A 19,601-nucleotide genomic window follows, 5' to 3' on the forward strand; every position below is an offset into this window, starting at 1 on the left:
CGGTTCTGAATGCACTGTGGTACTCAACTTCCCAGGTGAGAAAGGCTTGATCCACCATGAGCAATCCATTCGATGACGAGAACGCCCAGTTCTACGTGCTCGTCAACGAAGAGGCCCAGCACTCGCTGTGGCCGGTCTTCGCCGCCATCCCCGGCGGCTGGACCGCCGCGCACGGTCCGGCGCTGCGGCAGAGCTGCCTGGACTACGTCGAGGCGCACTGGACCGACATGCGACCGGCGTCGCTGGTCCAGGCCATGGCGGTCGAGCCCGAATAGGCCTGCGGAGCACCGAGTTCAGAATCCACAGACCCGGGGTCACAAAGGCCCCGTGCGGCGGTCCCGAGAAAAAACACACATCGAGGGGGTCTGTCCGCGTCGTGAAAGAAAGGGAATCACCATGACCACCACTCCTCCGGATCCCGGCACCGCGCCCTCCGTCGACATCGGCGCCGTCGTGTCCCAGGTGCTGAAGTTCCTGGGCGCCGGTTCCACCGCGAGCTACAACCCCAAGGGCCCGAAGCTCAAGACCCACAGCGCGAAGTAATTCGCGCCGCACTCACGAAATTCTCGAAAGGAAATCGCTGTGGATTTCTACACTGGCAGCGGTATGACCGATCTGCTCATCGCGATCGCGAAGGTCATCGGCTCCGGCTCCTCGACCTCGGTCACCCAGCCGGGCGGCACCACTACCCCTACCCCGACTCCGGTCGTCTAGGAGGCCTGCATGTTCAGCGGTAGTGCTGTGAACGACTTTTTCAGCTTCCTGGCGAAGTCGCTGGGCTCCGGCTCCTCCTTCACCTGGCCGCCGGCGACTACGTAGTAGCTTGCGCGCAGGTGTGTGAAGGCCGCCAGGACAACCCGTCCTGGCGGCCCCCCGGGGCTCAGCGCCGCAACCGGTCCAGGACCCAGCCCGCGGTCTCGGCGCTGGATCGGATCAGTGAGTGGTCCACCGGCGCCGCGTCCGGGAACAGGTCCTCGTAGACCACGTTCTCGACGCCCGGTTCGTCGAGGGTCGAGCACTGCGGCGCGGGCGTGGCGAGCTGATCCCGGCGCGTCGCGATCACCGAATAGGTGACCCCGGGCTGGGTGACCTGCGTGTCGAAAATCGCCTTGTACACAGGCGAATCCGGTGTCATCTGCAAAGCCGTGGCCAGTTCCGGCGAGGCCGCGGCCAGCAGGGTGCTCAGCACCGGCAGCTCGTGCAGCAGCTGCACGGGGGTGATGGGCGGATTCGGGATGCCGAGGACGCCCGCGCCGTCACAGCCGCGCACCTCGGGCGTGATGAACACGGCGTGGCTCACCGTCGGCGCTCCGCCCAACAGCTTCAGGTAGTAGTTCGTCACGATGGTCCCCGCCGAGTGGGCCACGATCTCGACCTTCTCGGCCCCGGTGGTCTCCCGCACCTTCGCGATGAAATCCGCGATCTGCCCTGCCTCGGCGGGCATGTCGCCGTACCACCGCTTCCCGTTCACCACACCGCCCTGGAACAGCAGCGTGCAGTATCCGGCCCCGCGCAGTGCGCCGACCATGGTCTCCCACTGCGCGGCGGTCTGATCCGTGGAGCCGTCCCCGCCGGGCAACACCACCACCGGATACGGATGCGCGGCGGTCGGCCCGCAGTCGATGACCGGTTCGATGGTGTTCCCGGCCGGCAGCGGCCGATCCGCGGACCCGGTCTCCGGTCCGGCGTGCGCGGGCGCGGCCGACCACAGGACGGCGGCGCTCACGGCGACCGCGACAGTGCTGATGATTCTCATGGGCAACAACGCCTTTCGGCCATAATCTTGCAGTCCTCCCCAACCATGCGCTGTGCACGATACCGGCCGTCCGCGGGAATTCGGTGAAGCGAATTCGACTCGCGCACGCAGCTTCCTGGGCGAGCGAATGATTGGCAAATATATTTGCTCCGGACATAAACCCCAGTCACCACGAAAGAGTCCCGGAGCGCCCGTACTCGCGCAATCGCTGAAGATTAGCTATGAGAGGGAGATATGAGCCGGCCCGAGCCCCTGGAACCACACGTGATCGGTCTCTACTGGGACCGGGACGGCGATATCTGGCAGCGGGAGGACGGCGGCTGGCGGCTCATCCTGCAGAGCGGCGTCGCCGTCGACCCGGTCTCGCTGTGGGAGTGGGACAACGGGCACGTCTGCGACTACGCGCCGTTCGTCCCGTTGACCGCGCTGAAGGCCTAGCCCTCCCGCCTTCGAAAAGGTTCAGCGCTCCGGCGTGTCGGCGCCGAACAGGGTGACCTCCATCAGCCGGATCACCCTGGGCGGCGGGCAGATCGACGCGTGATCGCCGAACTCCCGCCCCAGATCCACCACCAGACCGAACCCGGCCTGCACCAGGATGCGCGCCTCGTTCTCGGACAGTTCCGGGCGCACCGCCACCAGCAGCCGCACCCACTCGGCCACGATGAGCCGCTGCACATTGCGCAGCATGGTGCGCTCCTCGGCCGAGACATGGCCGAACTCCGCGTAGTACACGAAGGTCAGCTCGCGCTCGGCGAACGATCCCGCGACATACAGATCCACCAGTTTGCGCAGCGCCTCGGCCGGACTCGACGAGGTCGCCACGGCGGGGCCGATCGCCCCGGACACCCGGTCCGCCGCCCGGCGGAACGCGGCGGCCAGCAGATCGCCCTTGCTGCGGTAGTACCGGTACACCGCCGAGGCCGCCGACAGATCGGCCGCCGCCGCGATGTCCTCCACGCTCACATTGGGATAGCCGCGTTGGTGGAACAGCTCCACCGCTTTCTTCAACAGCAGCTCATGCTTGAAGCTGCGCGGGATCTCCACCGCCCGCGGCGGCTCCGCCGCGGTGCCCTCCGGCGGCAGCTCGGTGTCGAGGATGGCGTCGCAGGCCGAATGCAGCAGGGCCGTCAGCGATTTCGCGGGCAGCGTGGCGTGGTGGTCGCCGATGCTGGAGATGACGCTGAGCATCGACACCGCCCGCACCGCGCGGTCGTGCCCGTCGAGTTCGGGCCGCACGTCCGCGATGAGCGCGCGCAACGTGGTCAGCGCCACGATGAACTGCTCCTCCAGGATCTGCCGATCGGTGTCGTCGAGATAGCGGCGCTCCCAGCGCACCAGGGTGACGGTGGCGCGATTGGCGATGGTCTCGGCGATCATCCGATCCAGCACTCGGTTCAGCCGGGCGCGCGGGGACAGGCCCTCGGACTCGTCGGGCAGCGTGGCCGCCTCGGCGGTGAGCCGCGACAGGCGGAGCAATTCCTCCCGGAACAGCGCGTACTTGCTCGGATAGTGCCGGTACAGGGCGGCCGACGAAATACCGAGCCGGGTGGCGATGTCCTCCATGCTCACGCCGTGGTAGCCGAGCGATCCGAAGGCGGCGGCCGAAGTGGCGGCGATCTGCGCGCGCCGATTCTTCGGGCGGCGGCGGATCACGCGCTGCGGCTGCTCCTCGACGGTCATATCGCAATGGTAGTCACCAGGCATTTCGGCCGACGTCCCGCCGCCGATCTGGGTAGTCTGCCGGGATGCGCACGGTTGACGTCGAACGCACCATCGCCGCCCCGCCCGCGGATGTCTTCGATTGGCTCACCGATGTCGCGAATTATCAACGGGTTCCGTTCGTCCGCCGCGTCACCCTGGTCCGCCCCGGCAATACCGCGGGCAACGGCGTGGGCGCGGTGCGGTTGGTGGTGACCCCGCTCATGCGGCTCACCCAGGAGATCACCGAATACGATCCGCCCCGGCTGATGCGGTACCGCGGACTGAAATCCGTTCCGCGCCTGCGGCATCAGGAGGGTTCCATCAGCTGCGAGCCGGTCGAGGGCGGCACCCTGGTGCGCTGGTCGACGACCTTCGAGATCGCCGCGCCCGTGCTCGCGCCGATGTGGACCTTCCTGTCGGCCCCGGTGGTGAGCCTCAGCTTCGACATGGTGTTGCGGACCGCCGCGCGCGAACTACGCGGTGCGTGAACGCGGCGGCCCGCACGCCGTTACCATCTGGGGCCATGGCCGAGATCAAGGTGGAGCGCCTGAACTCCGTGGCGCTGGTGACGGTGCACGACCCCGACAAGCGGAATGCGTTGACGCTGGATCTATCCGCCGATCTCGCGGACGCGGTGGCCGACGCCGAGGCCGACGAATCGGTGCACGCCCTGGTGGTCACCGGCACGCCACCGGCCTTCTGCGCGGGCGCCAACCTCACCGCCCTGGGTGAGGCGAAGGAAGAGGGCCTGCGCGCCATCTACGAAGGCTTCCTCGCGGTGGCGCGCTGCAAACTCCCGACCATCGCCGCCGTCGGCGGGCAGGCCGTGGGCGCCGGCCTGAACCTGGCCCTGGCCGCGGACCTGCGCTTCGCGAATCCCAACGCCCGCTTCGACGCTCGCTTCCTGCGCCTGGGCATCCACCCCGGCGGCGGCATGACCTGGATGCTGCAGCGCGCCGTGGGCCCGCAGCAGGCGACGGCCATGACGCTGTTCGGTGAGGTGCTCGACGCGCACGAAGCGGCCGCGGCCGGACTGGTGCACCGGGTCGTCGACGGCGACCACGCCGCCCTGGTCGCCGCCGCCGTCGAATACGCCTCCGCGACAGCGGAAGTCCCGCGCGAGCTGCTCATCACCACCAAGCGCACCATGCGCGCCACCCGCGCCCTGCCCACCCACGCCGAAGCGGTCAGCACCGAGGTGGTCCCGCAGCTGGCGTCGCTGGAGTCCCCCGAGTTCGCCGCCCGCCTGGCCGCGGCGCAGACCCGGATCAGCGGGTCGTCCGCGAACTGAGTCGATCGGAGCGGTGAAACAGCCTGTGGCGTGGACGGATTCGATTCCGTCCGCGCCACCGCTCGTTCGGGCGGGTGGGGGAGCCGGTCGCCGGTGGGGGAGTCAGTCCAGGGCGGCGAGCGCCATGCGCCGCAGGATCGGCCGTGCCTTGGTGGCGCTGGCCGGTGCGCTGTGCGGGGTCGAGTTGATCAGGCCGAAGGTGGCGTGCGCTTGGACGCGCGCGGCCTGCTCGGGTAGCTCGGGGCGTAGTTCGCGCAGCACCGCCACCCACACCTCCACGTACTGCCGCTGCGTGCGCCGCACCTGACGGCGCGCGGACTCCGGCAGATTCTCCAGGTCGCGATCCTGGATGCGGATCAGCTCGGGCTCGCCGAGCGCGAAGTCGAGGTGGAAGTCCACCAGGCCGCCGAGCGCCTCGCGCGGCGAACCCGCCGCGAGCGCCACGGACCGGCCGCCGTCGAGCAGCCGCTGACTGATGCCGACCAGCAGCTCGACCAGCAGTGCTTCCTTGTTGGGGAAGTGCCGGTACACGGCGGGGCCGCTGATGCCGGCCGCGGCGCCCAGATCGTCGAGCCGCATGCCGAGGAATCCGCGGTCCGCGATGAGGCGCGCGCCTGCTTCCAGGAGCTGCTCGCGACGTTGCGCCTTGAGTTGCTCGCGCCGGGTCAGCCCCACGGATTCCGTCGCACTGTTCACCGTGGCTCCTTTCAGCGGTGCTGGACAACTCAGTTAGTGAAGATTATCTTATTTTCCAGTTATTGGTGACTAACCGAGCGGACCGGATCGGACGCACGGGGAGGCGGAGCGGATGACGCTGAGCGAACAGACGCGGACCGGGAACCGGGACGCGCACCTGGCGTTGGTCGAGGAGCTGCGGGAGCGATTGGCCGTCAGCGCGCTGGGCGGGCCCGAGAAGTCCCGGGAACGGCACCTGGCCCGCGGCAAGCTGCTGCCGCGCCAGCGGGTGGACCAGCTGCTCGACACCGGCAGCCCGTTCCTGGAGCTGTCGCCGCTGGCGGCCAACGGCATGTACGACGACGAATGCCCGGGTGCGGGCGTGATCGGCGGCATCGGCCGGGTCTCCGGGCGCGAGTGCGTGATCCTCGCCAACGACGCGACGGTCAAGGGCGGCACCTACTACCCGATGTCGGTCAAGAAGCACCTGCGCGCCCAGGAAGTGGCGCTGCAGAACAACCTGCCGTGCGTCTACCTGGTCGACTCCGGCGGCGCGTACCTGCCGCGCCAGGACGAGGTGTTCCCCGACCGTGAGCACTTCGGCCGCATCTTCTTCAACCAGGCGAACCTGAGCGCCAAGGGGATCGCGCAGATCTCCGCGGTCATGGGCTCGTGCACCGCGGGCGGCGCGTACGTCCCCGCCATGAGCGACGAGACCGTCATCGTGCGCAATCAGGGCACCATCTTCCTGGGCGGCCCGCCGCTGGTGAAGGCGGCCACCGGCGAGGTCGTCACCGCAGAGGAACTGGGCGGCGGCGACCTGCACTCGCGCACCTCCGGCGTCACCGACCACCTGGCCGAGAGCGATCAGGACGCGCTGCGCATCGTGCGCAATATCGTGGCCACCCTCGGCCCGAAGACGCCCACCCCGTGGGACGTCGCGCCGACCGTGGACCCGATCGCGCCGCAGGACGAGCTGTACGACGTGGTGCCGGTGGACCTGCGCACCCCCTACGACGTCCGCGAGGTCATCACCCGCATCGTCGACGGCGGCGAATTCCAGGAATTCAAGGCCGAATACGGCAAGACCCTGGTCACCGGCTTCGCCCGGATCCACGGCCACCCGGTCGGCATCGTCGCCAACAATGGCGTGCTGTTCAGCGAATCCGCCATGAAGGGCGCGCATTTCATCGAACTGTGCGACAAGCGCAAGATCCCGCTGCTGTTCCTGCAGAACATCACCGGCTTCATGGTCGGGCGCGACTACGAGGCGGGCGGCATCGCCAAGCACGGCGCGAAGATGGTGACCGCGGTCGCGTGCGCCCGGGTGCCGAAGCTGACCGTGGTGATCGGCGGCTCCTACGGCGCGGGCAACTACTCCATGTGCGGGCGCGCGTACTCGCCGCGCTTCCTGTGGATGTGGCCGAACGCCCGCATCTCCGTCATGGGCGGCGAGCAGGCGGCGTCGGTGCTGGCGACGGTGCGCGGTGACCAGTCGGAGGAGGATCTGGAGAAGTTCAAGGCCCCGATCCGCGAGCAGTACGAGGCCCAGGGCAATCCGTACTACTCCACGGCCCGGCTCTGGGACGATGGCGTCATCGACCCCGCCGACACCAGAACCGTTGTCGGCCTGGCCCTCTCGGCCTGTGCGCAGGCCCCGCTCGAGCCCGTCTCCTACGGCGTCTTCCGGATGTGATGACCATGATGAACAAGGCAACCCCCGTCGTCTTCGATACCGTGCTGGTCGCCAATCGCGGCGAGATCGCGGTCCGGGTCATTCGCACCCTGCGCGACATGGGAATTCGATCGGTCGCGGTGTACAGCGACGCCGACGCCGACGCCCGCCACGTGCGCGAGGCCGACGCCGCGGTCCGGCTGGGCCCGGCCGCCGCCCGCGAGTCCTACCTGAACATCGACAAGGTGGTCGCCGCCGCCGTGCGCTCCGGCGCGCAGGCCGTGCACCCGGGATACGGCTTCCTGTCGGAGAATTCGACGTTCGCGGCCGCGCTCGAGGCGGCGGGCATCGCCTTCCTGGGCCCGTCCGCGCGCGCCATCGAGATCATGGGCGACAAGATCACCGCCAAGAACGCGGTCGCCGAATACGGCGTGCCCGTGGTGCCCGGCATCGCCAAGCCGGGTCTCACCGACGCCGAATTGATCGCGGCCGCCACCGAGATCGGCTACCCGGTGCTGGTCAAGCCGTCCGCCGGTGGCGGCGGCAAGGGCATGCGCCGGGTCGACGATCCCGCCGACCTGCCCGCCGCCCTGGTCAGCGCCCGCCGCGAGGCCGGGGCCGCCTTCGGCGACGACACCCTGTTCCTGGAACGCTTCGTCACCCGCCCCCGCCACATCGAGGTGCAGATCCTGGCCGACCAGTTCGGTCACGTGCTGCACCTGGGCGAACGCGAGTGCAGCCTGCAGCGCCGCCACCAGAAGGTGATCGAGGAAGCCCCGTCGCCGCTGCTGGACGCGCGCACCCGGGCCCGGATCGGCGCGGCCGCCTGCAATACCGCGCGCAGCGTCGACTACGTCGGCGCGGGCACCGTCGAGTTCATCGTCTCCGCGGACCAGCCGGACGAGTTCTTCTTCATGGAGATGAACACCCGGCTGCAGGTGGAGCATCCGGTCACCGAACTGGTCACCGGCGTCGACCTGGTCGAATGCCAGGTGCGGATCGCGGCCGGGCAGAAGCTGTCCGCCGCGCAGGAGGACGTCCGGCTCACCGGGCACGCCATCGAGGCGCGCGTGTACGCCGAGGACCCGGGCCGCGACTTCCTGCCCACCGGCGGCACCGTGCTCGCCCTGTCCGAGCCGGAAGGCCCGGGCGTGCGGGTGGATTCGGGCCTGCGCACCGGCACGGTCGTCGGCTCCGACTACGACCCGATGCTGTCCAAGGTCATCGCGCACGCCGCCGACCGCGGCGCGGCGATCGCCAGACTCGACGCGGCCCTGCGGGACACGCAGATCCTCGGCGTGCGCACCAACACCGACTTCGCGCGCTTCCTGCTCGCCGACCCGGACGTCCTCGCCGGTCGGCTCGACACCGGCCTGCTGGACCGCCGCGCCGCCGACTTCGCCCCGGCCGCCGTCACCGACGAGCAGTTCATCGCGGCCGCCGCGCGGCTGTGGCTGCGGCACTGGCCGGACGGCCCGGTGGACCCGTGGCAGCTGCCCACCGGCTGGCGGGTCGGCGCGCACGCGCCCTTCGGCATCCGCCTGATCGGCGGTGACCGCACCGCGCACGTGTTCTTCTCCGGCACCCCGGACCGGGCCACCACCTGGATCGAGGACGGCGAGCGGCGCACCCTCACCGTCGATTCCGACGGCGACGCGCTCACCCTCGCCATCGACGGCCTGCGCGGCCGCTACCGGGTCGCCACCGCGCCCGGGCACATCTGGGTCGCCGACCGCACCGGCACGGCCCTGCTGCGGGAGGTCGCCGAGGCCGACGTCCGCGTCGGCGACGCCCACGTCGGCGACGCCGAGATCCAGAGCCCCATGCCGGGTTCGGTCATCGCCACCCCCGCCGCCGACGGCGATGTCGTCGCGGCGGGCGCCCCCATCGTGGTCGTGGAGGCCATGAAGATGGAACACACCCTCACCGCCCCCATCGCCGGCCGCGTCGAACTGCTGGTCGAGCCGGGCGCGCAGGTGAAACTCGAACAGCCGCTGGCTCGCATCATCGCCGAGGAGAACACCCAGTCATGACCGATTTCCTGTCCACCGGAACGCTTCCGGACGAGTACCGCGAACTCGCCCTCACCGTCCGCGACTTCGCCAACCAGGTGGTGGCCCCGGTCGCCGCCAAGCACGACGCCGAGCACAGCTTCCCGTACGAGGTCATCTCCGGCATGGCCGACATGGGCCTGTTCGGCCTGCCGTTCCCCGAGGAGTTCGGCGGCATGGGCGGCGACTACTTCGCGCTGTGCCTGGCGCTCGAGGAGCTCGGCAAGGTCGACCAGAGCGTCGCCATCACCCTGGAGGCCGGTGTCTCGCTGGGCGCCATGCCGATCTACCGCTTCGGCAACGACAAGCAGAAGGCGGAGTGGCTGCCGCTGCTGGCCAGCGGGCGCGCGCTGGGCGCGTTCGGCCTCACCGAGCCGGGCGCCGGCAGTGACGCGGGCGGCACCCGCACCACCGCGGTCCTCGACGGCGACAGCTGGATCATCAACGGCTCCAAGCAGTTCATCACCAACTCGGGCACCGAAATCACCCGGCTGGTGACGGTCACCGCGGTCACCGGGGCGGTGGACGGCAAGAAGGAGATCTCCACGATCATCGTTCCCGCCGACACCCCGGGCTTCACCGCCGAGCCCGCCTACAACAAGGTCGGCTGGAACGCCTCCGACACCCACCCGCTCAGCTTCGTCGACGTCCGGGTGCCCGAGGAGAACCTGCTCGGCGAGCGCGGCCGCGGCTACGCCAACTTCCTGCGCATCCTCGACGAGGGCCGGATCGCCATCGCCGCGCTGTCGGTCGGCGCGGCCCAGGGCTGCGTGGACGAGAGCGTCCGCTACGCCAAGGAGCGCGAGGCCTTCGGCCGCCCGATCGGCAGCAACCAGGCCATCGCCTTCAAGATCGCCCGCATGGAGACCCGCGCCCACATGGCCCGCACCGCCTACTACGACGCGGCCGCGCTCATGCTGTCCGGCAAGCCGTTCAAGAAGCAGGCCGCCATCGCCAAGCTGGTCGCCAGCGAGGCCGCCATGGACAATGCCCGCGACGCCACGCAGATCTTCGGCGGCTACGGGTTCATGAACGAATATGCTGTGGCCCGGCACTATCGCGACAGCAAGATCCTGGAAATCGGTGAGGGCACCACGGAGGTGCAGTTGATGCTGATCGGTCGGGAGCTCGGCCTGTGACCGAGCGCAGCGAGCGTCCGTCGGACACGGTCGAGGTGAAGCGGGTCGTCCAGCGCGGCTTGTGGTTCGACGAGTTCGAGATCGGCGTGGTGTACGAACACCGGCCGGGGCGGACCATCACCGAGGCCGACAATGTGCTGTTCACGACATTGACCATGAACACCCAGGCCCTGCACCTGGACGCGGCGTTCTCCGACGCGCTGCCGCCGTTCCATCAGCGTCTGGTGAACTCCATGTTCACGCTCTCGACGCTGGTCGGTCTGTCGGTCGCGCAGCTGACCCAGGGGACCATCGTCGCGAACCTGGGCTTCTCCGATATCGCGTTCCCCAAGCCGCTCTTCCACGGCGACACGCTGTACGCGGAGACCGTGGTGACCGACCTGCGGGAGTCCAAGAGCCGTCCGGGCGAGGGCATCGTGACCTTCGCGCACACCGGACGCAATCAGCACGGCGACGTCGTGGCCACCGCCGTCCGCAAGACCCTGGTGCGGCGGAACCCCCTGCCCAGCTCGCTGGAGGAATCGTCATGAGTTGGGAAATGCCCGGCCCCGCTTGGCTTTTCTGCCCCGCCGACCGCCCCGAGCGCTACGGTAAAGCGCTCGCCGCGGCCGACGTGGTCATCATCGACCTCGAGGACGGCGTCGCCGAATCCGACAAGGCCGCGGCCCGCGAGGCACTGATCGCCAACCCACTCGACCCCGAGCGCACCGTCGTGCGGGTGAACGCCGCGGGCACCCTCGAGCACATGCTCGACCTGGACGCCCTGGTGCGCACCGAGTACCGCCGCATCATGCTGCCGAAATGCGAATCGGCCGAGCAGATCACGCGGCTCACCGACTACGAGGTGATCGCGCTCATCGAATCCCCGCTGGGCGCGCTCGCCGTCGGCCGGGCGGTCATGGTGCGCAATGCCATCGGTGTCATGTGGGGCGCGGAGGACCTGGTCGCCGCGCTCGGCGGCAATTCCAGCCGGCACGCGCACGGCGGCTACCGCGATGTGGCCCGGCACGTGCGGTCGCAGTCGCTGCTGGCGGCCAAGGCGTACGGCAAGTTCGCGCTGGACTCGGTGTATCTCGACATCCCGGATCTGACCGGGCTGGCCGCGGAGTCCGAGGACGCGGTGGCCATCGGCTTCGACGCCAAGGTGGCCATCCACCCCAGTCAGCTGCCGGTCATCCGGACCGCCTACGCGCCCGCCCCCACGGAGGTCGACTGGGCGCAAAGGCTTTTGGTGGAAGCACCCAACCATCGGGGTGTCTTCACCTTCGAAGGGCGCATGGTGGATATGCCGGTCATCCGGCACGCCGAGCGCATCGTGCAGCGGGCCGACGCGGCCGGCAGCGCGGGATACGCGTCGTAGGAGGTATGGCGGTGGAACCACAGTGGGTGCCGAGCGACGACGATCTCGCCGAGGCCCAGGTGACCAGCTTCGCCCTGTTCGCCGAGAAGCGGACAGGACTGTCCTTCCCGGACTATCAGGCCTTGTGGCAGTGGTCGATCGACGACCTGGAAGGGTTCTGGGGCGCGCTCTGGGACTACTTCGACCTCGGCGATCGGACCGGCGAGGTGCTCGGCTCCGCGGAAATGCCGGGCGCGCAGTGGTTCCCGGGGGCGCGGCTGAACTATGTCGAGCAGGTGCTGCGGCAGGTTCGTGACGACCGGCCCGCGATCCTGTCGGTCGACGAGACCGGCGAGATCACCGAGATCTCCTGGGCCGCGCTGGTCGCCACCGCCGCCGCGTTCGCGCGCACCCTGCGCGAACTGGGCGTCGGCCCCGGCGACCGGGTCGCCGGATACCTGCCGAACATCGCCGAAGCCGTCATAGCCTTCCTGGCCACCGCCGGTATCGGAGCCGTCTGGAGCGCTTGCGGGCAGGACTATTCCGCGCAGGCCGCCCTCGACCGGCTCGGCCAACTCGACCCGAAGGTGCTGGTCACGGCCGACGGGTACCGCTTCGGCGGCAAGGTGCACGACAAGACCGCCGATATCGCGGCGCTGCGCGCGGGCCTGCCGTCGCTGGCCGGGACCGTGGTGGTGTCGCGCATCGGTGCGGCCGTCCCGGACGCGATCGCCTGGGCGAATGTCGATCCGGGCGACGCGGATGTCGACTTCGGCATCGAGGCCGTGGACTTCGCGCACCCGCTGTGGGTGCTGTACTCCTCCGGCACCACCGGCAAGCCCAAGGGCATCGTGCACGGACACGGCGGCGTGCTGCTGGAGCACCTGAAAGCCGTTGCCCTGCAATCGGACATCGGGCCCGACGACACGTTCTTCTGGTACACCAGCCCCAGCTGGATGATGTGGAACTTCCAGATCGCCGGACTGCTGGTCGGCGCCACCATCGTCTGCTACGACGGCAGCCCCGCCGCGCCCACCCCGGACGCGCTGTGGCAGCTGGCCGCCCGCACCCGCGCCACCGTGCTCGGCACCAGCCCCGGCTATGTACTGGCCTGCGCCAAGGCCGGCTCCGTGCCGCGCACCGACCACGACCTGTCCGCGCTGCGGCTGGTCGGCATCACCGGCTCGTCGCTGCCGCCGTCGTCCTCGCTGTGGCTGCGTGACAATGTCGGCGAGCGGGTGCCGGTGGCCTCGATCAGCGGCGGCACCGATGTGGTGTCGGCGTTCATCGGCGGCGTCCGTACCGTGCCGGTGTGGCCGGGCGAACTGTCGGCCCCGTATCTCGGTGTGGCCCTGGACGCCTGGGACGAACAGGGCAATCCGGTTCGCGACGAGGTCGGTGAGCTGGTCATCACCAAGCCGATGCCGTCCATGCCGGTGTCGTTCTGGAACGACGCCGACGGCTCCCGCTACCGCGACGCCTACTTCGAGATGTTCCCCGGCGTCTGGCGGCACGGCGACTGGATCACCATCACCGGCCACGGCAGCATCGTCGTGCACGGGCGCTCGGATTCCACCCTGAACCGGCAGGGCATCCGGATGGGCAGCGCCGACATCTACCAGGCGGTGGAACGTATTCCGGAGATCGCCGAAGCGCTGGTCATCGGTGCCGAACAGCCCGACGGCGGCTATTGGATGCCATTGTTCGTGGTGCTCGCCCCCGGCGTCGAATTGACCGAGGAATTGCGCGGCCGGATCAATGCGACCATTCGCGCCGAGGTGTCCCCGCGGCATGTCCCCGACGAAATCATCGCCGCCCCCGGCATTCCGCACACCCGCACCGGCAAGAAGCTGGAAGTGCCGATCAAGAAGCTCTTCCAGGGCGCGGAAGCCGCCACCGTGGTGGCCCCCACCGCCGTCGACGTGCCCGAACTGCTCGATTGGTACGCCGCCCAGAAGCCTCGCGGATAACCGGAAACCCGCTGATGAGCGGAGTTACTCAGTGCGCACCGGGCAGGCGCCGCCGCCCGGTGCACACCTCCGACGCCAAATCCTCGTAGCCGACGGCCAATTCGGCCAGATGCTCCCAGGCCACGGTGAGATCCCGGCCGGACTCGCGCGCCAAGGCGGCATAGGCGGCGGCGGTGAGCCGGGCCAGCCGGTCGATGACCGCGCCGAGCGTCTCGGTGTGCACGCGGGCCGCGCCGTGCGATGGTGGCAATTGCGCCGTCACCCAGCAGTCGATCTCGTGCACCAAATTCGAACGGCGCGTGTCGAGTTCGGTGAGCTGCTCCGGCTGGGCGCTGAGCAGGCGCTCGTGAAGTCCGGTCAGATCGTGCGCGGCGCGCAATAGTGGATGTCCGGGAAAACCTGTCCCACGGCAAGCCTGAAGGACTTGGTTCTTGGATGGCAGTGTGTCCCTCATCGCTACTGCTCCTAATACCGCGACCTGCGAATTTCAAGAAGATTAGTCAGCGCAGATGACAGGCACATGTCTGCCGGTTCAACAGCCCACTGCCATTCCGCTAGGGGAACCTCGCGGCGCGCGGCGCGTAATCGGTGAGATCAGGCGGTGGCGCCACCGTCGATCACCAGATCGTGCCCGATGACGAAAGCGGATTCCGGCGAGGCCAGCCAGACTACCGCCGCCGCGATCTCGGCCGGATCCCCGACCCGGCCCAGCGGAATCGCCGAGGCCACCCGGGCGTCCCGGTCCGCACGAGTTTCACCGGGACGGAACGACATTCGCGTATCGGTCGCCCCCGGGCTGACCGCATTGATACGAATGCCGTCACCGATATGGTCGCGCGCCGCGGTCTGCGACAGCACGCTGACCGCCGCTTTGGACGCCGCATAGGCGGCCAGTCCCGGCCGCCGCCCGTGTGAACCGATATTCGACGCCATATTCACGATGACACCGCCGCCATTGCCGCGCATATGGGCGATCTCGTACTTCATGGACAGGAAAACCCCGGTCAGATTGACATTCAGCACCCGCTGCCAATCCTCGTCGCCGAGATCGCCGACCGCGGCCGGGGTACCCAGAATTCCGGCATTGTTGAACGCCACGTGCAGGCCGCCGTGCCGGCGCACGACCTCCTCGACCATGGCGGCCACCTGCGCCGCGTCGGTGACGTCGGCGACCACCCAGTCCGCCTTCCCGCCCTGGGTGCGAACCCGCCCCGCGGCCTCGGCCAGCTGACCCGCATCGCGGCCGGCCAGCACCACCGTGGCCCCGAGATCGGCGAACGCCTGGGCTGTCGCCCCGGCGATCGTGCCCGCGCCGCCGGTGATCAGCACAATTTTGTCATCGAATCGTGCGCTCATGACGGTCCATAGCTCCTTTTGTAGAACGATCGGTCTTGAACGAAGATAGGCGTGAAACCTGTGGATGGATCGGAAAACCGTTCAGGTGAGGACGGATACGGCGACTCGGGCAGCATCACGCAGGCGCGCAGCGGAATCCGGTGCGCGCTCCAGAACTCGCACGCCTTGAAAGAAAACCAGGATGAATCGGGCAAGTGCGCGCGGATCGGAATCCGCGCCGAGTTCACCCTGCGCGCGGGCCCGGAGCAGGGCCGAAGTCAGCGTCGTCTCGAGGTAGGCCCAACTGGACTCGACGAGTCGCGCCACGGCCTCGTCGCGGTGCGCCAGCTCGACCGCGCTGTTCACCACCATGCAGCCCAGATACGAATCGGGACTGGAAGCTTCGCGCACGAAGCGCTCCACCAGTCCCCGTACCGCCGGCAGTACCGGACCCGGCTGCGACAGCTCGGCCATGATCGCCGGATCGGTGGTCTCGAGGTAGCGCTGCAGCGCCTTCAGGTAGAGGTCGCGCTTGCCGCCGAAGGTGGCGTAGATGCTTGCCTTGGCAATCCCAAGATGCACAACCAGATCCGCCATCGATGTCGCTTCGTAGCCGTGCTCCCAGAACAATTCGAGAGCACGGCGCAACACGGTGTCCGGGTCGAACTCCTTGGTCCTCGCCATGACGAGCAGCGTACGACTATCGAGACCGACCGGTCAATTATTGATCACGGGATGAGGCCGAAGAACCGCTGGATATCAGCCGCATGCGCCCGGGGCACGTCCATGGCCAGGAAGTGGTTGCCGGTATTGCCCTCGGGCCAGTACGCGACCGCGTTGTCACGCTCGGCCAGGCGGCGCATGAGGGGCGAACCGCCGGAGTACACGCCCATCGGGACCAGCTTCTGACCGGTCGGCCAGGCGAAACCATCGTCGCCGAGGCCGTTGTACATCGGCCACGACGAGCTGGCGGCGGTATCGGTGAACCAGTAGACGGCCGCATTGGTCAGCAGCTGATCGCGGTCCACCGCCTCCTCCAGCTGGTCCGCCAGCGGCGAGAACTCCTTGAACTTGTGAACCAGCCAGGCCAGTAGCCCGATGGGCGAATCGGTCCACGCGTGCGCGAAGGTCTGTGGCGCCTGACGGAGCAGGACATGGTGATTCACGCCGGACTGCCACTTCTGCATGAGATCCCACTCCACGCGCTCCGCCGCCGTCATCGTGGGGACATCGGCCTCGGTCGGCAGCCCGATCCCGCCGTCGATGTGCACGCCGATCAGGTGACCCGGATCGGCGATCGCCATCTCCTGCACCACGTACGCGCCCAGGTCGCCGCCCTGTGCGCCGTACCGGTCGTAGCCCAGCCGGGCCATGAGCTCCACCCACATGCGTGCCACCATGTGCGGCTTCATCCCCGTCTCGCGCGGCGCCGCCGAGAAGCCGAAGCCCGGCACCGACGGAATCACGACATGGAACGCCTGCGCCGACTCCATGCCGTGTGCACGCGGATTCGTCAGCAGCGGAATGGTTTTCGAGAACTCCACGAAGCTGTTCGGCCAGCCGTGGGTGAGAATCAGCGGCAGCGCATGCGGATCATCGGAGCGCACGTGCAGGAAATGCACGTCCAGCCCGTCGATCTCGGTCAGGAACTGCGGGAACTCATTGAGCGCGGCCTCCTGTGCGCGCCAGTCGAATTCGGTGCGCCAGTACTCGGCCAGCTCACGCAGGTAATCCACCGGAACGCCGCGCTCCCAGCCGTGTCCCGGAAGCTGCCGAGTCCAGCGGGCCCGCGCCAGCCGGTCGGTGAGGTCATCGAGATCGGACTGTGGGACGGCGATCCGGAACGGGCGGATATCGGCGCTGGTCATCATGGCTCCCAATGGTGTCGGCGAACGATCTGGAGACCACGCTAAAGATTATGTAGGACTATTCTTGTCCTACTTTTGGTGGAGGGTGGTGGACATGAGCGATACGTCGGCGCGACTGCTCCGGTTGCTGTCCCTGCTGCAGACCCCGCGCGAATGGCCCGGCAGCGAACTGGCCGATCGGCTCGGCGTCAGGGACCGAACCGTGCGCCGCGATGTCGACCGGCTCCGAGAACTCGGCTATCCCGTCGAAGCGACCATGGGGGCGACCGGCGGCTATCGGCTGGTAGCCGGAGCCGCCATGCCGCCGCTACTGGTCGACGACGAGGAGGCTGTGGCCATTGCCGTCGGGCTGCGCGCGGCAGCCGGGTCCGCGATCTCCGGTATCGAGGAGGCATCGGTCCGGGCGCTCGCCAAAATCGAGCAGGTTCTGCCCGCCAAGCTGCGGCGCCGGGTGCGGGTTCTGGGTGTCGCGACCATCGCGCCCGATGCGAGCACGAACCCGGTGGATCCGGAACTGCTGACGGCGCTGGCCGCGGCGATCACCAACACCGAGCGGGTGCGTTTCGCCTATGAGGCGGCGGATGGCGTCGAGACTCGACGGAATGTCGAGCCGGTTGGGCTGGTTCCGTATCGGCACCGTTGGTATCTGGTCGCATTCGATATCGATCGTGGTGATTGGCGCAGTTTCCGGGCGGACCGGATTCGCCGGGTGCAGGCGACCGGGGCCCGGTTCGCTCGGCGTGAGCTTCCTGCCGCTGATCCGGCCGCGTACGTCACCGGTGCTCGAACGGACTGGGGTACACCGTCGTTGCACTTCTTGGTGGAGATCGAGGCTGCTGCCGAGGCGGTGATCGGGCGGCTGGGGGAGGGGGCGGGTGATGTGGTGTCCCGTGGGCCGGATGCCTGTGCGCTCGATATGTGGCGGGATGACTCACCTGAGTGGGTGGCGTATCGGCTGTTGCAGTTGGGCGTTGAGGTCACTGTGCACAGCCCGGCTGAGTTGGTGGAGGAACTGGGCAGGATCCGCGATCGTGCGGGGCGTGCGGTTGGAGACGGTAGACAAGAACCAAAAGACGGAAGGACCAAAAGATAAAAGACGCCTGGAGAAGAAAGAAGAAAAGACAAAAGAAGGAAGAACCCAAAGAAGCCGGAGCGGATATCTCGAGAAGGTGATGCGTGCAGTCCCTGGGCCGGGATCGGCGGGAAGCGGCTCTCAGCTTGGCGTCAGCCCCAGTGCGGCAGGGCAGGCGAGGTGACCACACTCTGCGTAGTTCTGCGCACGCCAGCAGGGCACGAGCAGTTCGGGAATCAAGCAGCCCGTGAGCGCCACTTTCGGCAACTGGAATCGATGGCAGCCGCGATCGCCTCGCCTACGTGATGGCGATCGTTCACCCGAGGGGTCCCGGTCGGGTCAAGACTCTTCGGAGCAATCCACCCCGTCCGCCCTCGATACGGTGAATCCTTGCCCATCACAACGGTTTTCCAGCCCTCGGCACTGTCATTCACCAGGGCGTGGCAGTGATCACACGCCAGTGTCAGGTTGTTGATATCAGTGGGACCGCCCTTGGCCCAATCATTGACGTGGTGGGCGGCGCACATCGACGCGGGTTGTTCACAACCCGGACGCGTACAACCCTTGTCGCGAGCCAGAAGCGCGAGACGCTGTGCCCGGTTGGCGGTGCGCCGGGAGCGCTGCAGGTAGATCGGCATCCCGTCACCGTCGAGGACCGCCAACACAGGGTGGGTGCCTTCGGCCATCTTCAGGGCTTCGTTGATAGAAACCTGAGTGCCGGACGCAGTGGTGGCGACGCCGGAGCCGTTTTCGAGGTCGGTCAGGCTCATGGTGAGCACGACCTCGACGGGCAGGCCACGGTGCATGCCGAGGGCACGCATGTTCACACCCGGCTGCATCAGCGCGAGCATGGCGTCGTGAGTGCGCTGCCCGGCATCACGCCGGTCCCGGCGCGCGGCAGCATCGAGAACGCTGTCGGCGATGAACCCGCCCGTGGCGGTGGGGCTTTCAGCGTCTTCGAGGTTGCACATGCCGGGCCGCGCGAGCTTCGCGAACACAGCGTCGAGGCACGCGCGCAACTCGGGGGTGATCCATCCTTCGATCCGCGACATGCCATCCACCCCGGGTCGACACAGGGTGATTCCGCGTCGGCGTCGGCGGTCGGCGTCGGAGACGACCTTCCCGTCCGGGTCGACGCGGGCGAGGATGTTGCGTCCGATCTTGGGCAGATCATCGGGCCACCCCTCGCGGGAGTAGTCGACCAGGATCTGCTCGGCTTCCACCTTCGCTTCCGGCGGGGTGTCGGTGGGCAGGTGGTGGATGACGTCGATGATGTTGCGCACGTGGTCCCGGGAAATCTGGCCAGCGGCAAAGGCTTCCGCAGCGACCGGCAGTGGGATCGGCTTCAAGTGCCCGGTCGGGTCGACCAATTGTCCGCACTGGATGGAGATCTTCGCGCGCACCGACGCATCGTGGGCTGAGAGTCCGAGGGTGTGGCGCAGAAACGGCACCATCCCGTGCATCCCGTCCCGCACGTGCAGGGACCGTTCGCCCGCTTCGATGATCAGCCGCGAATCGAGAGATGACAGTTGCCGCTTGGCCACTTCCAGTTGCCGCATCAACGCGACCACATCACCGTCGGCGAATTGCGTCAGATTCCCGTTCTGAACGGATTCGGCGAGGGTCGAGACCGCGGCCGCCAGTTGCGCGATGCCGCAGTCGTCGAGTGTCACCCCATTCGAATCCATGTACTAATTCTACCGCCGATAGAATTTGCATGGAACCCGAA

General features: G+C 68.3%; 21 protein-coding genes. 13 read left to right on the plus strand and 8 right to left on the minus strand.

Features of this window, described 5'->3' with window-relative positions:
- The first annotated feature begins 56 nt into the window (after positions 1 to 56).
- From ABZ382_RS21095 to ABZ382_RS21105, 3 genes are all read left to right on the plus strand, one after another.
- Positions 57 to 275, plus strand: coding sequence for an MbtH family protein (locus tag ABZ382_RS21095; RefSeq protein WP_357091190.1), 219 nt, complete (start codon positions 57 to 59; stop codon positions 273 to 275).
- Between the two features lie 121 nt (positions 276 to 396).
- Positions 397 to 543, plus strand: a complete 147-nt coding sequence (locus tag ABZ382_RS21100) for a hypothetical protein (RefSeq protein WP_357091192.1) — start codon at positions 397 to 399, stop codon at positions 541 to 543.
- 39 nt (positions 544 to 582) lie between these two features.
- Positions 583 to 714 (plus strand): hypothetical protein, encoded by a 132-nt coding sequence (locus tag ABZ382_RS21105; RefSeq protein ID WP_357091194.1) that lies wholly within the window; start codon positions 583 to 585, stop codon positions 712 to 714.
- Between the two features lie 166 nt (positions 715 to 880).
- On the opposite strand, the gene ABZ382_RS21110 is transcribed toward ABZ382_RS21105, so the two are convergent.
- Positions 881 to 1,756 carry a hypothetical protein gene (locus ABZ382_RS21110; protein WP_357091196.1) on the minus strand — a complete coding sequence of 292 codons (876 nt, stop codon included), beginning with the start codon at positions 1,754 to 1,756 and terminating at the stop codon, positions 881 to 883.
- A 234-nt stretch (positions 1,757 to 1,990) separates the two neighbouring features.
- Here ABZ382_RS21110 and ABZ382_RS21115 point away from each other — a divergent pair, with 234 nt between their 5' ends.
- Positions 1,991 to 2,194 carry a hypothetical protein gene (locus tag ABZ382_RS21115; protein ID WP_357091198.1) on the plus strand — a complete coding sequence of 68 codons (204 nt, stop codon included), beginning with the start codon at positions 1,991 to 1,993 and terminating at the stop codon, positions 2,192 to 2,194.
- A gap of 21 nt (positions 2,195 to 2,215) precedes the next feature.
- On the opposite strand, the gene ABZ382_RS21120 is transcribed toward ABZ382_RS21115, so the two are convergent.
- Entirely contained in the window at positions 2,216 to 3,436 is a 1,221-nt protein-coding gene (locus ABZ382_RS21120; protein ID WP_357091200.1) for a TetR family transcriptional regulator, read from the minus strand.
- A gap of 65 nt (positions 3,437 to 3,501) precedes the next feature.
- On the opposite strand from ABZ382_RS21120, the gene ABZ382_RS21125 reads away from it, so the two are divergent.
- Positions 3,502 to 3,945 carry an SRPBCC family protein gene (locus tag ABZ382_RS21125; protein WP_357091201.1) on the plus strand — a complete coding sequence of 148 codons (444 nt, stop codon included), beginning with the start codon at positions 3,502 to 3,504 and terminating at the stop codon, positions 3,943 to 3,945.
- A 35-nt stretch (positions 3,946 to 3,980) separates the two neighbouring features.
- Positions 3,981 to 4,748: an enoyl-CoA hydratase gene (locus ABZ382_RS21130; RefSeq protein ID WP_357091203.1), complete on the plus strand. Its 768-nt coding sequence runs from the start codon at positions 3,981 to 3,983 to the stop codon at positions 4,746 to 4,748.
- Positions 4,749 to 4,850: 102 nt separating this feature from the next.
- On the opposite strand, the gene ABZ382_RS21135 is transcribed toward ABZ382_RS21130, so the two are convergent.
- Positions 4,851 to 5,444: a TetR/AcrR family transcriptional regulator gene (locus tag ABZ382_RS21135; protein ID WP_357091205.1), complete on the minus strand. Its 594-nt coding sequence runs from the start codon at positions 5,442 to 5,444 to the stop codon at positions 4,851 to 4,853.
- Between the two features lie 112 nt (positions 5,445 to 5,556).
- Between ABZ382_RS21135 and ABZ382_RS21140 the strand changes: the two genes are divergently transcribed.
- From ABZ382_RS21140 to ABZ382_RS21165, 6 genes are read left to right on the plus strand one after another with little or no spacing between them, the layout of a single operon-like run.
- The gene (locus tag ABZ382_RS21140; RefSeq protein WP_357091207.1) at positions 5,557 to 7,119 is read left to right on the plus strand and encodes a carboxyl transferase domain-containing protein; all 1,563 of its coding nucleotides are present in this window, start codon (positions 5,557 to 5,559) and stop codon (positions 7,117 to 7,119) included.
- 5 nt (positions 7,120 to 7,124) lie between these two features.
- A complete protein-coding gene (locus ABZ382_RS21145) occupies positions 7,125 to 9,131 on the plus strand; it encodes an acetyl/propionyl/methylcrotonyl-CoA carboxylase subunit alpha (RefSeq protein ID WP_357091209.1) in 2,007 nt (668 codons plus the stop codon).
- Positions 9,128 to 10,288: an acyl-CoA dehydrogenase family protein gene (locus ABZ382_RS21150; RefSeq protein ID WP_357091211.1), complete on the plus strand. Its 1,161-nt coding sequence runs from the start codon at positions 9,128 to 9,130 to the stop codon at positions 10,286 to 10,288. The genes ABZ382_RS21145 and ABZ382_RS21150 overlap by 4 nt, the downstream gene beginning before the upstream one ends.
- Entirely contained in the window at positions 10,285 to 10,818 is a 534-nt protein-coding gene (locus tag ABZ382_RS21155) for a MaoC family dehydratase (protein ID WP_357091213.1), read from the plus strand. The genes ABZ382_RS21150 and ABZ382_RS21155 overlap by 4 nt, the downstream gene beginning before the upstream one ends.
- Positions 10,815 to 11,648 carry a CoA ester lyase gene (locus tag ABZ382_RS21160; protein WP_357091215.1) on the plus strand — a complete coding sequence of 278 codons (834 nt, stop codon included), beginning with the start codon at positions 10,815 to 10,817 and terminating at the stop codon, positions 11,646 to 11,648. The genes ABZ382_RS21155 and ABZ382_RS21160 overlap by 4 nt, the downstream gene beginning before the upstream one ends.
- A 5-nt stretch (positions 11,649 to 11,653) precedes the next feature.
- Positions 11,654 to 13,597 (plus strand): acetoacetate--CoA ligase, encoded by a 1,944-nt coding sequence (locus ABZ382_RS21165; RefSeq protein WP_357091217.1) that lies wholly within the window; start codon positions 11,654 to 11,656, stop codon positions 13,595 to 13,597.
- A gap of 28 nt (positions 13,598 to 13,625) precedes the next feature.
- On the opposite strand, the gene ABZ382_RS21170 is transcribed toward ABZ382_RS21165, so the two are convergent.
- From ABZ382_RS21170 to ABZ382_RS21185, 4 genes are all read right to left on the minus strand, one after another.
- Positions 13,626 to 14,051 (minus strand): DUF4254 domain-containing protein, encoded by a 426-nt coding sequence (locus tag ABZ382_RS21170; RefSeq protein ID WP_357091219.1) that lies wholly within the window; start codon positions 14,049 to 14,051, stop codon positions 13,626 to 13,628.
- Positions 14,052 to 14,191: 140 nt separating this feature from the next.
- The gene (locus tag ABZ382_RS21175) at positions 14,192 to 14,953 is read right to left on the minus strand and encodes an SDR family oxidoreductase (RefSeq protein WP_357091221.1); all 762 of its coding nucleotides are present in this window, start codon (positions 14,951 to 14,953) and stop codon (positions 14,192 to 14,194) included.
- 81 nt (positions 14,954 to 15,034) lie between these two features.
- Entirely contained in the window at positions 15,035 to 15,616 is a 582-nt protein-coding gene (locus ABZ382_RS21180; RefSeq protein WP_357091222.1) for a TetR family transcriptional regulator, read from the minus strand.
- 44 nt (positions 15,617 to 15,660) lie between these two features.
- On the minus strand, positions 15,661 to 16,800 hold the full coding sequence (locus ABZ382_RS21185; protein ID WP_357091224.1) for an epoxide hydrolase: 1,140 nt from the start codon (positions 16,798 to 16,800) through the stop codon (positions 15,661 to 15,663).
- 94 nt (positions 16,801 to 16,894) lie between these two features.
- On the opposite strand from ABZ382_RS21185, the gene ABZ382_RS21190 reads away from it, so the two are divergent.
- Positions 16,895 to 17,893: a YafY family protein gene (locus ABZ382_RS21190; protein ID WP_357091226.1), complete on the plus strand. Its 999-nt coding sequence runs from the start codon at positions 16,895 to 16,897 to the stop codon at positions 17,891 to 17,893.
- 215 nt (positions 17,894 to 18,108) lie between these two features.
- Here the strand turns inward: ABZ382_RS21190 and ABZ382_RS21195 are convergent, their stop codons facing one another.
- The gene (locus ABZ382_RS21195) at positions 18,109 to 19,560 is read right to left on the minus strand and encodes a DUF222 domain-containing protein (protein WP_357091227.1); all 1,452 of its coding nucleotides are present in this window, start codon (positions 19,558 to 19,560) and stop codon (positions 18,109 to 18,111) included.
- Between the last annotated feature and the right edge of the window lie 41 nt (positions 19,561 to 19,601).

The sequence above is a fragment of the Nocardia sp. NPDC005825 genome, assembly GCF_040630175.1.
In the GTDB taxonomy this organism is placed as follows: Bacteria; Actinomycetota; Actinomycetes; order Mycobacteriales; family Mycobacteriaceae; genus Nocardia.

Coding starts and splice junctions, on each gene's coding strand:
- ABZ382_RS21120 (WP_357091200.1), bottom strand. CDS start 3,436: ATGACCGTCGAGGAGCAGCCGCAGCGCGTGATCCGCCGCCGCCCGAAG.
- ABZ382_RS21165 (WP_357091217.1), top strand. CDS start 11,654: ATGGCGGTGGAACCACAGTGGGTGCCGAGCGACGACGATCTCGCCGAG.
- ABZ382_RS21150 (WP_357091211.1), top strand. CDS start 9,128: ATGACCGATTTCCTGTCCACCGGAACGCTTCCGGACGAGTACCGCGAA.
- ABZ382_RS21195 (WP_357091227.1), bottom strand. CDS start 19,560: ATGGATTCGAATGGGGTGACACTCGACGACTGCGGCATCGCGCAACTG.
- ABZ382_RS21160 (WP_357091215.1), top strand. CDS start 10,815: ATGAGTTGGGAAATGCCCGGCCCCGCTTGGCTTTTCTGCCCCGCCGAC.
- ABZ382_RS21180 (WP_357091222.1), bottom strand. CDS start 15,616: ATGGCGAGGACCAAGGAGTTCGACCCGGACACCGTGTTGCGCCGTGCT.
- ABZ382_RS21185 (WP_357091224.1), bottom strand. CDS start 16,800: ATGACCAGCGCCGATATCCGCCCGTTCCGGATCGCCGTCCCACAGTCC.
- ABZ382_RS21130 (WP_357091203.1), top strand. CDS start 3,981: ATGGCCGAGATCAAGGTGGAGCGCCTGAACTCCGTGGCGCTGGTGACG.
- ABZ382_RS21190 (WP_357091226.1), top strand. CDS start 16,895: ATGAGCGATACGTCGGCGCGACTGCTCCGGTTGCTGTCCCTGCTGCAG.
- ABZ382_RS21110 (WP_357091196.1), bottom strand. CDS start 1,756: ATGAGAATCATCAGCACTGTCGCGGTCGCCGTGAGCGCCGCCGTCCTG.
- ABZ382_RS21115 (WP_357091198.1), top strand. CDS start 1,991: ATGAGCCGGCCCGAGCCCCTGGAACCACACGTGATCGGTCTCTACTGG.
- ABZ382_RS21125 (WP_357091201.1), top strand. CDS start 3,502: ATGCGCACGGTTGACGTCGAACGCACCATCGCCGCCCCGCCCGCGGAT.
- ABZ382_RS21140 (WP_357091207.1), top strand. CDS start 5,557: ATGACGCTGAGCGAACAGACGCGGACCGGGAACCGGGACGCGCACCTG.
- ABZ382_RS21170 (WP_357091219.1), bottom strand. CDS start 14,051: ATGAGGGACACACTGCCATCCAAGAACCAAGTCCTTCAGGCTTGCCGT.
- ABZ382_RS21145 (WP_357091209.1), top strand. CDS start 7,125: ATGATGAACAAGGCAACCCCCGTCGTCTTCGATACCGTGCTGGTCGCC.
- ABZ382_RS21100 (WP_357091192.1), top strand. CDS start 397: ATGACCACCACTCCTCCGGATCCCGGCACCGCGCCCTCCGTCGACATC.
- ABZ382_RS21175 (WP_357091221.1), bottom strand. CDS start 14,953: ATGAGCGCACGATTCGATGACAAAATTGTGCTGATCACCGGCGGCGCG.
- ABZ382_RS21095 (WP_357091190.1), top strand. CDS start 57: ATGAGCAATCCATTCGATGACGAGAACGCCCAGTTCTACGTGCTCGTC.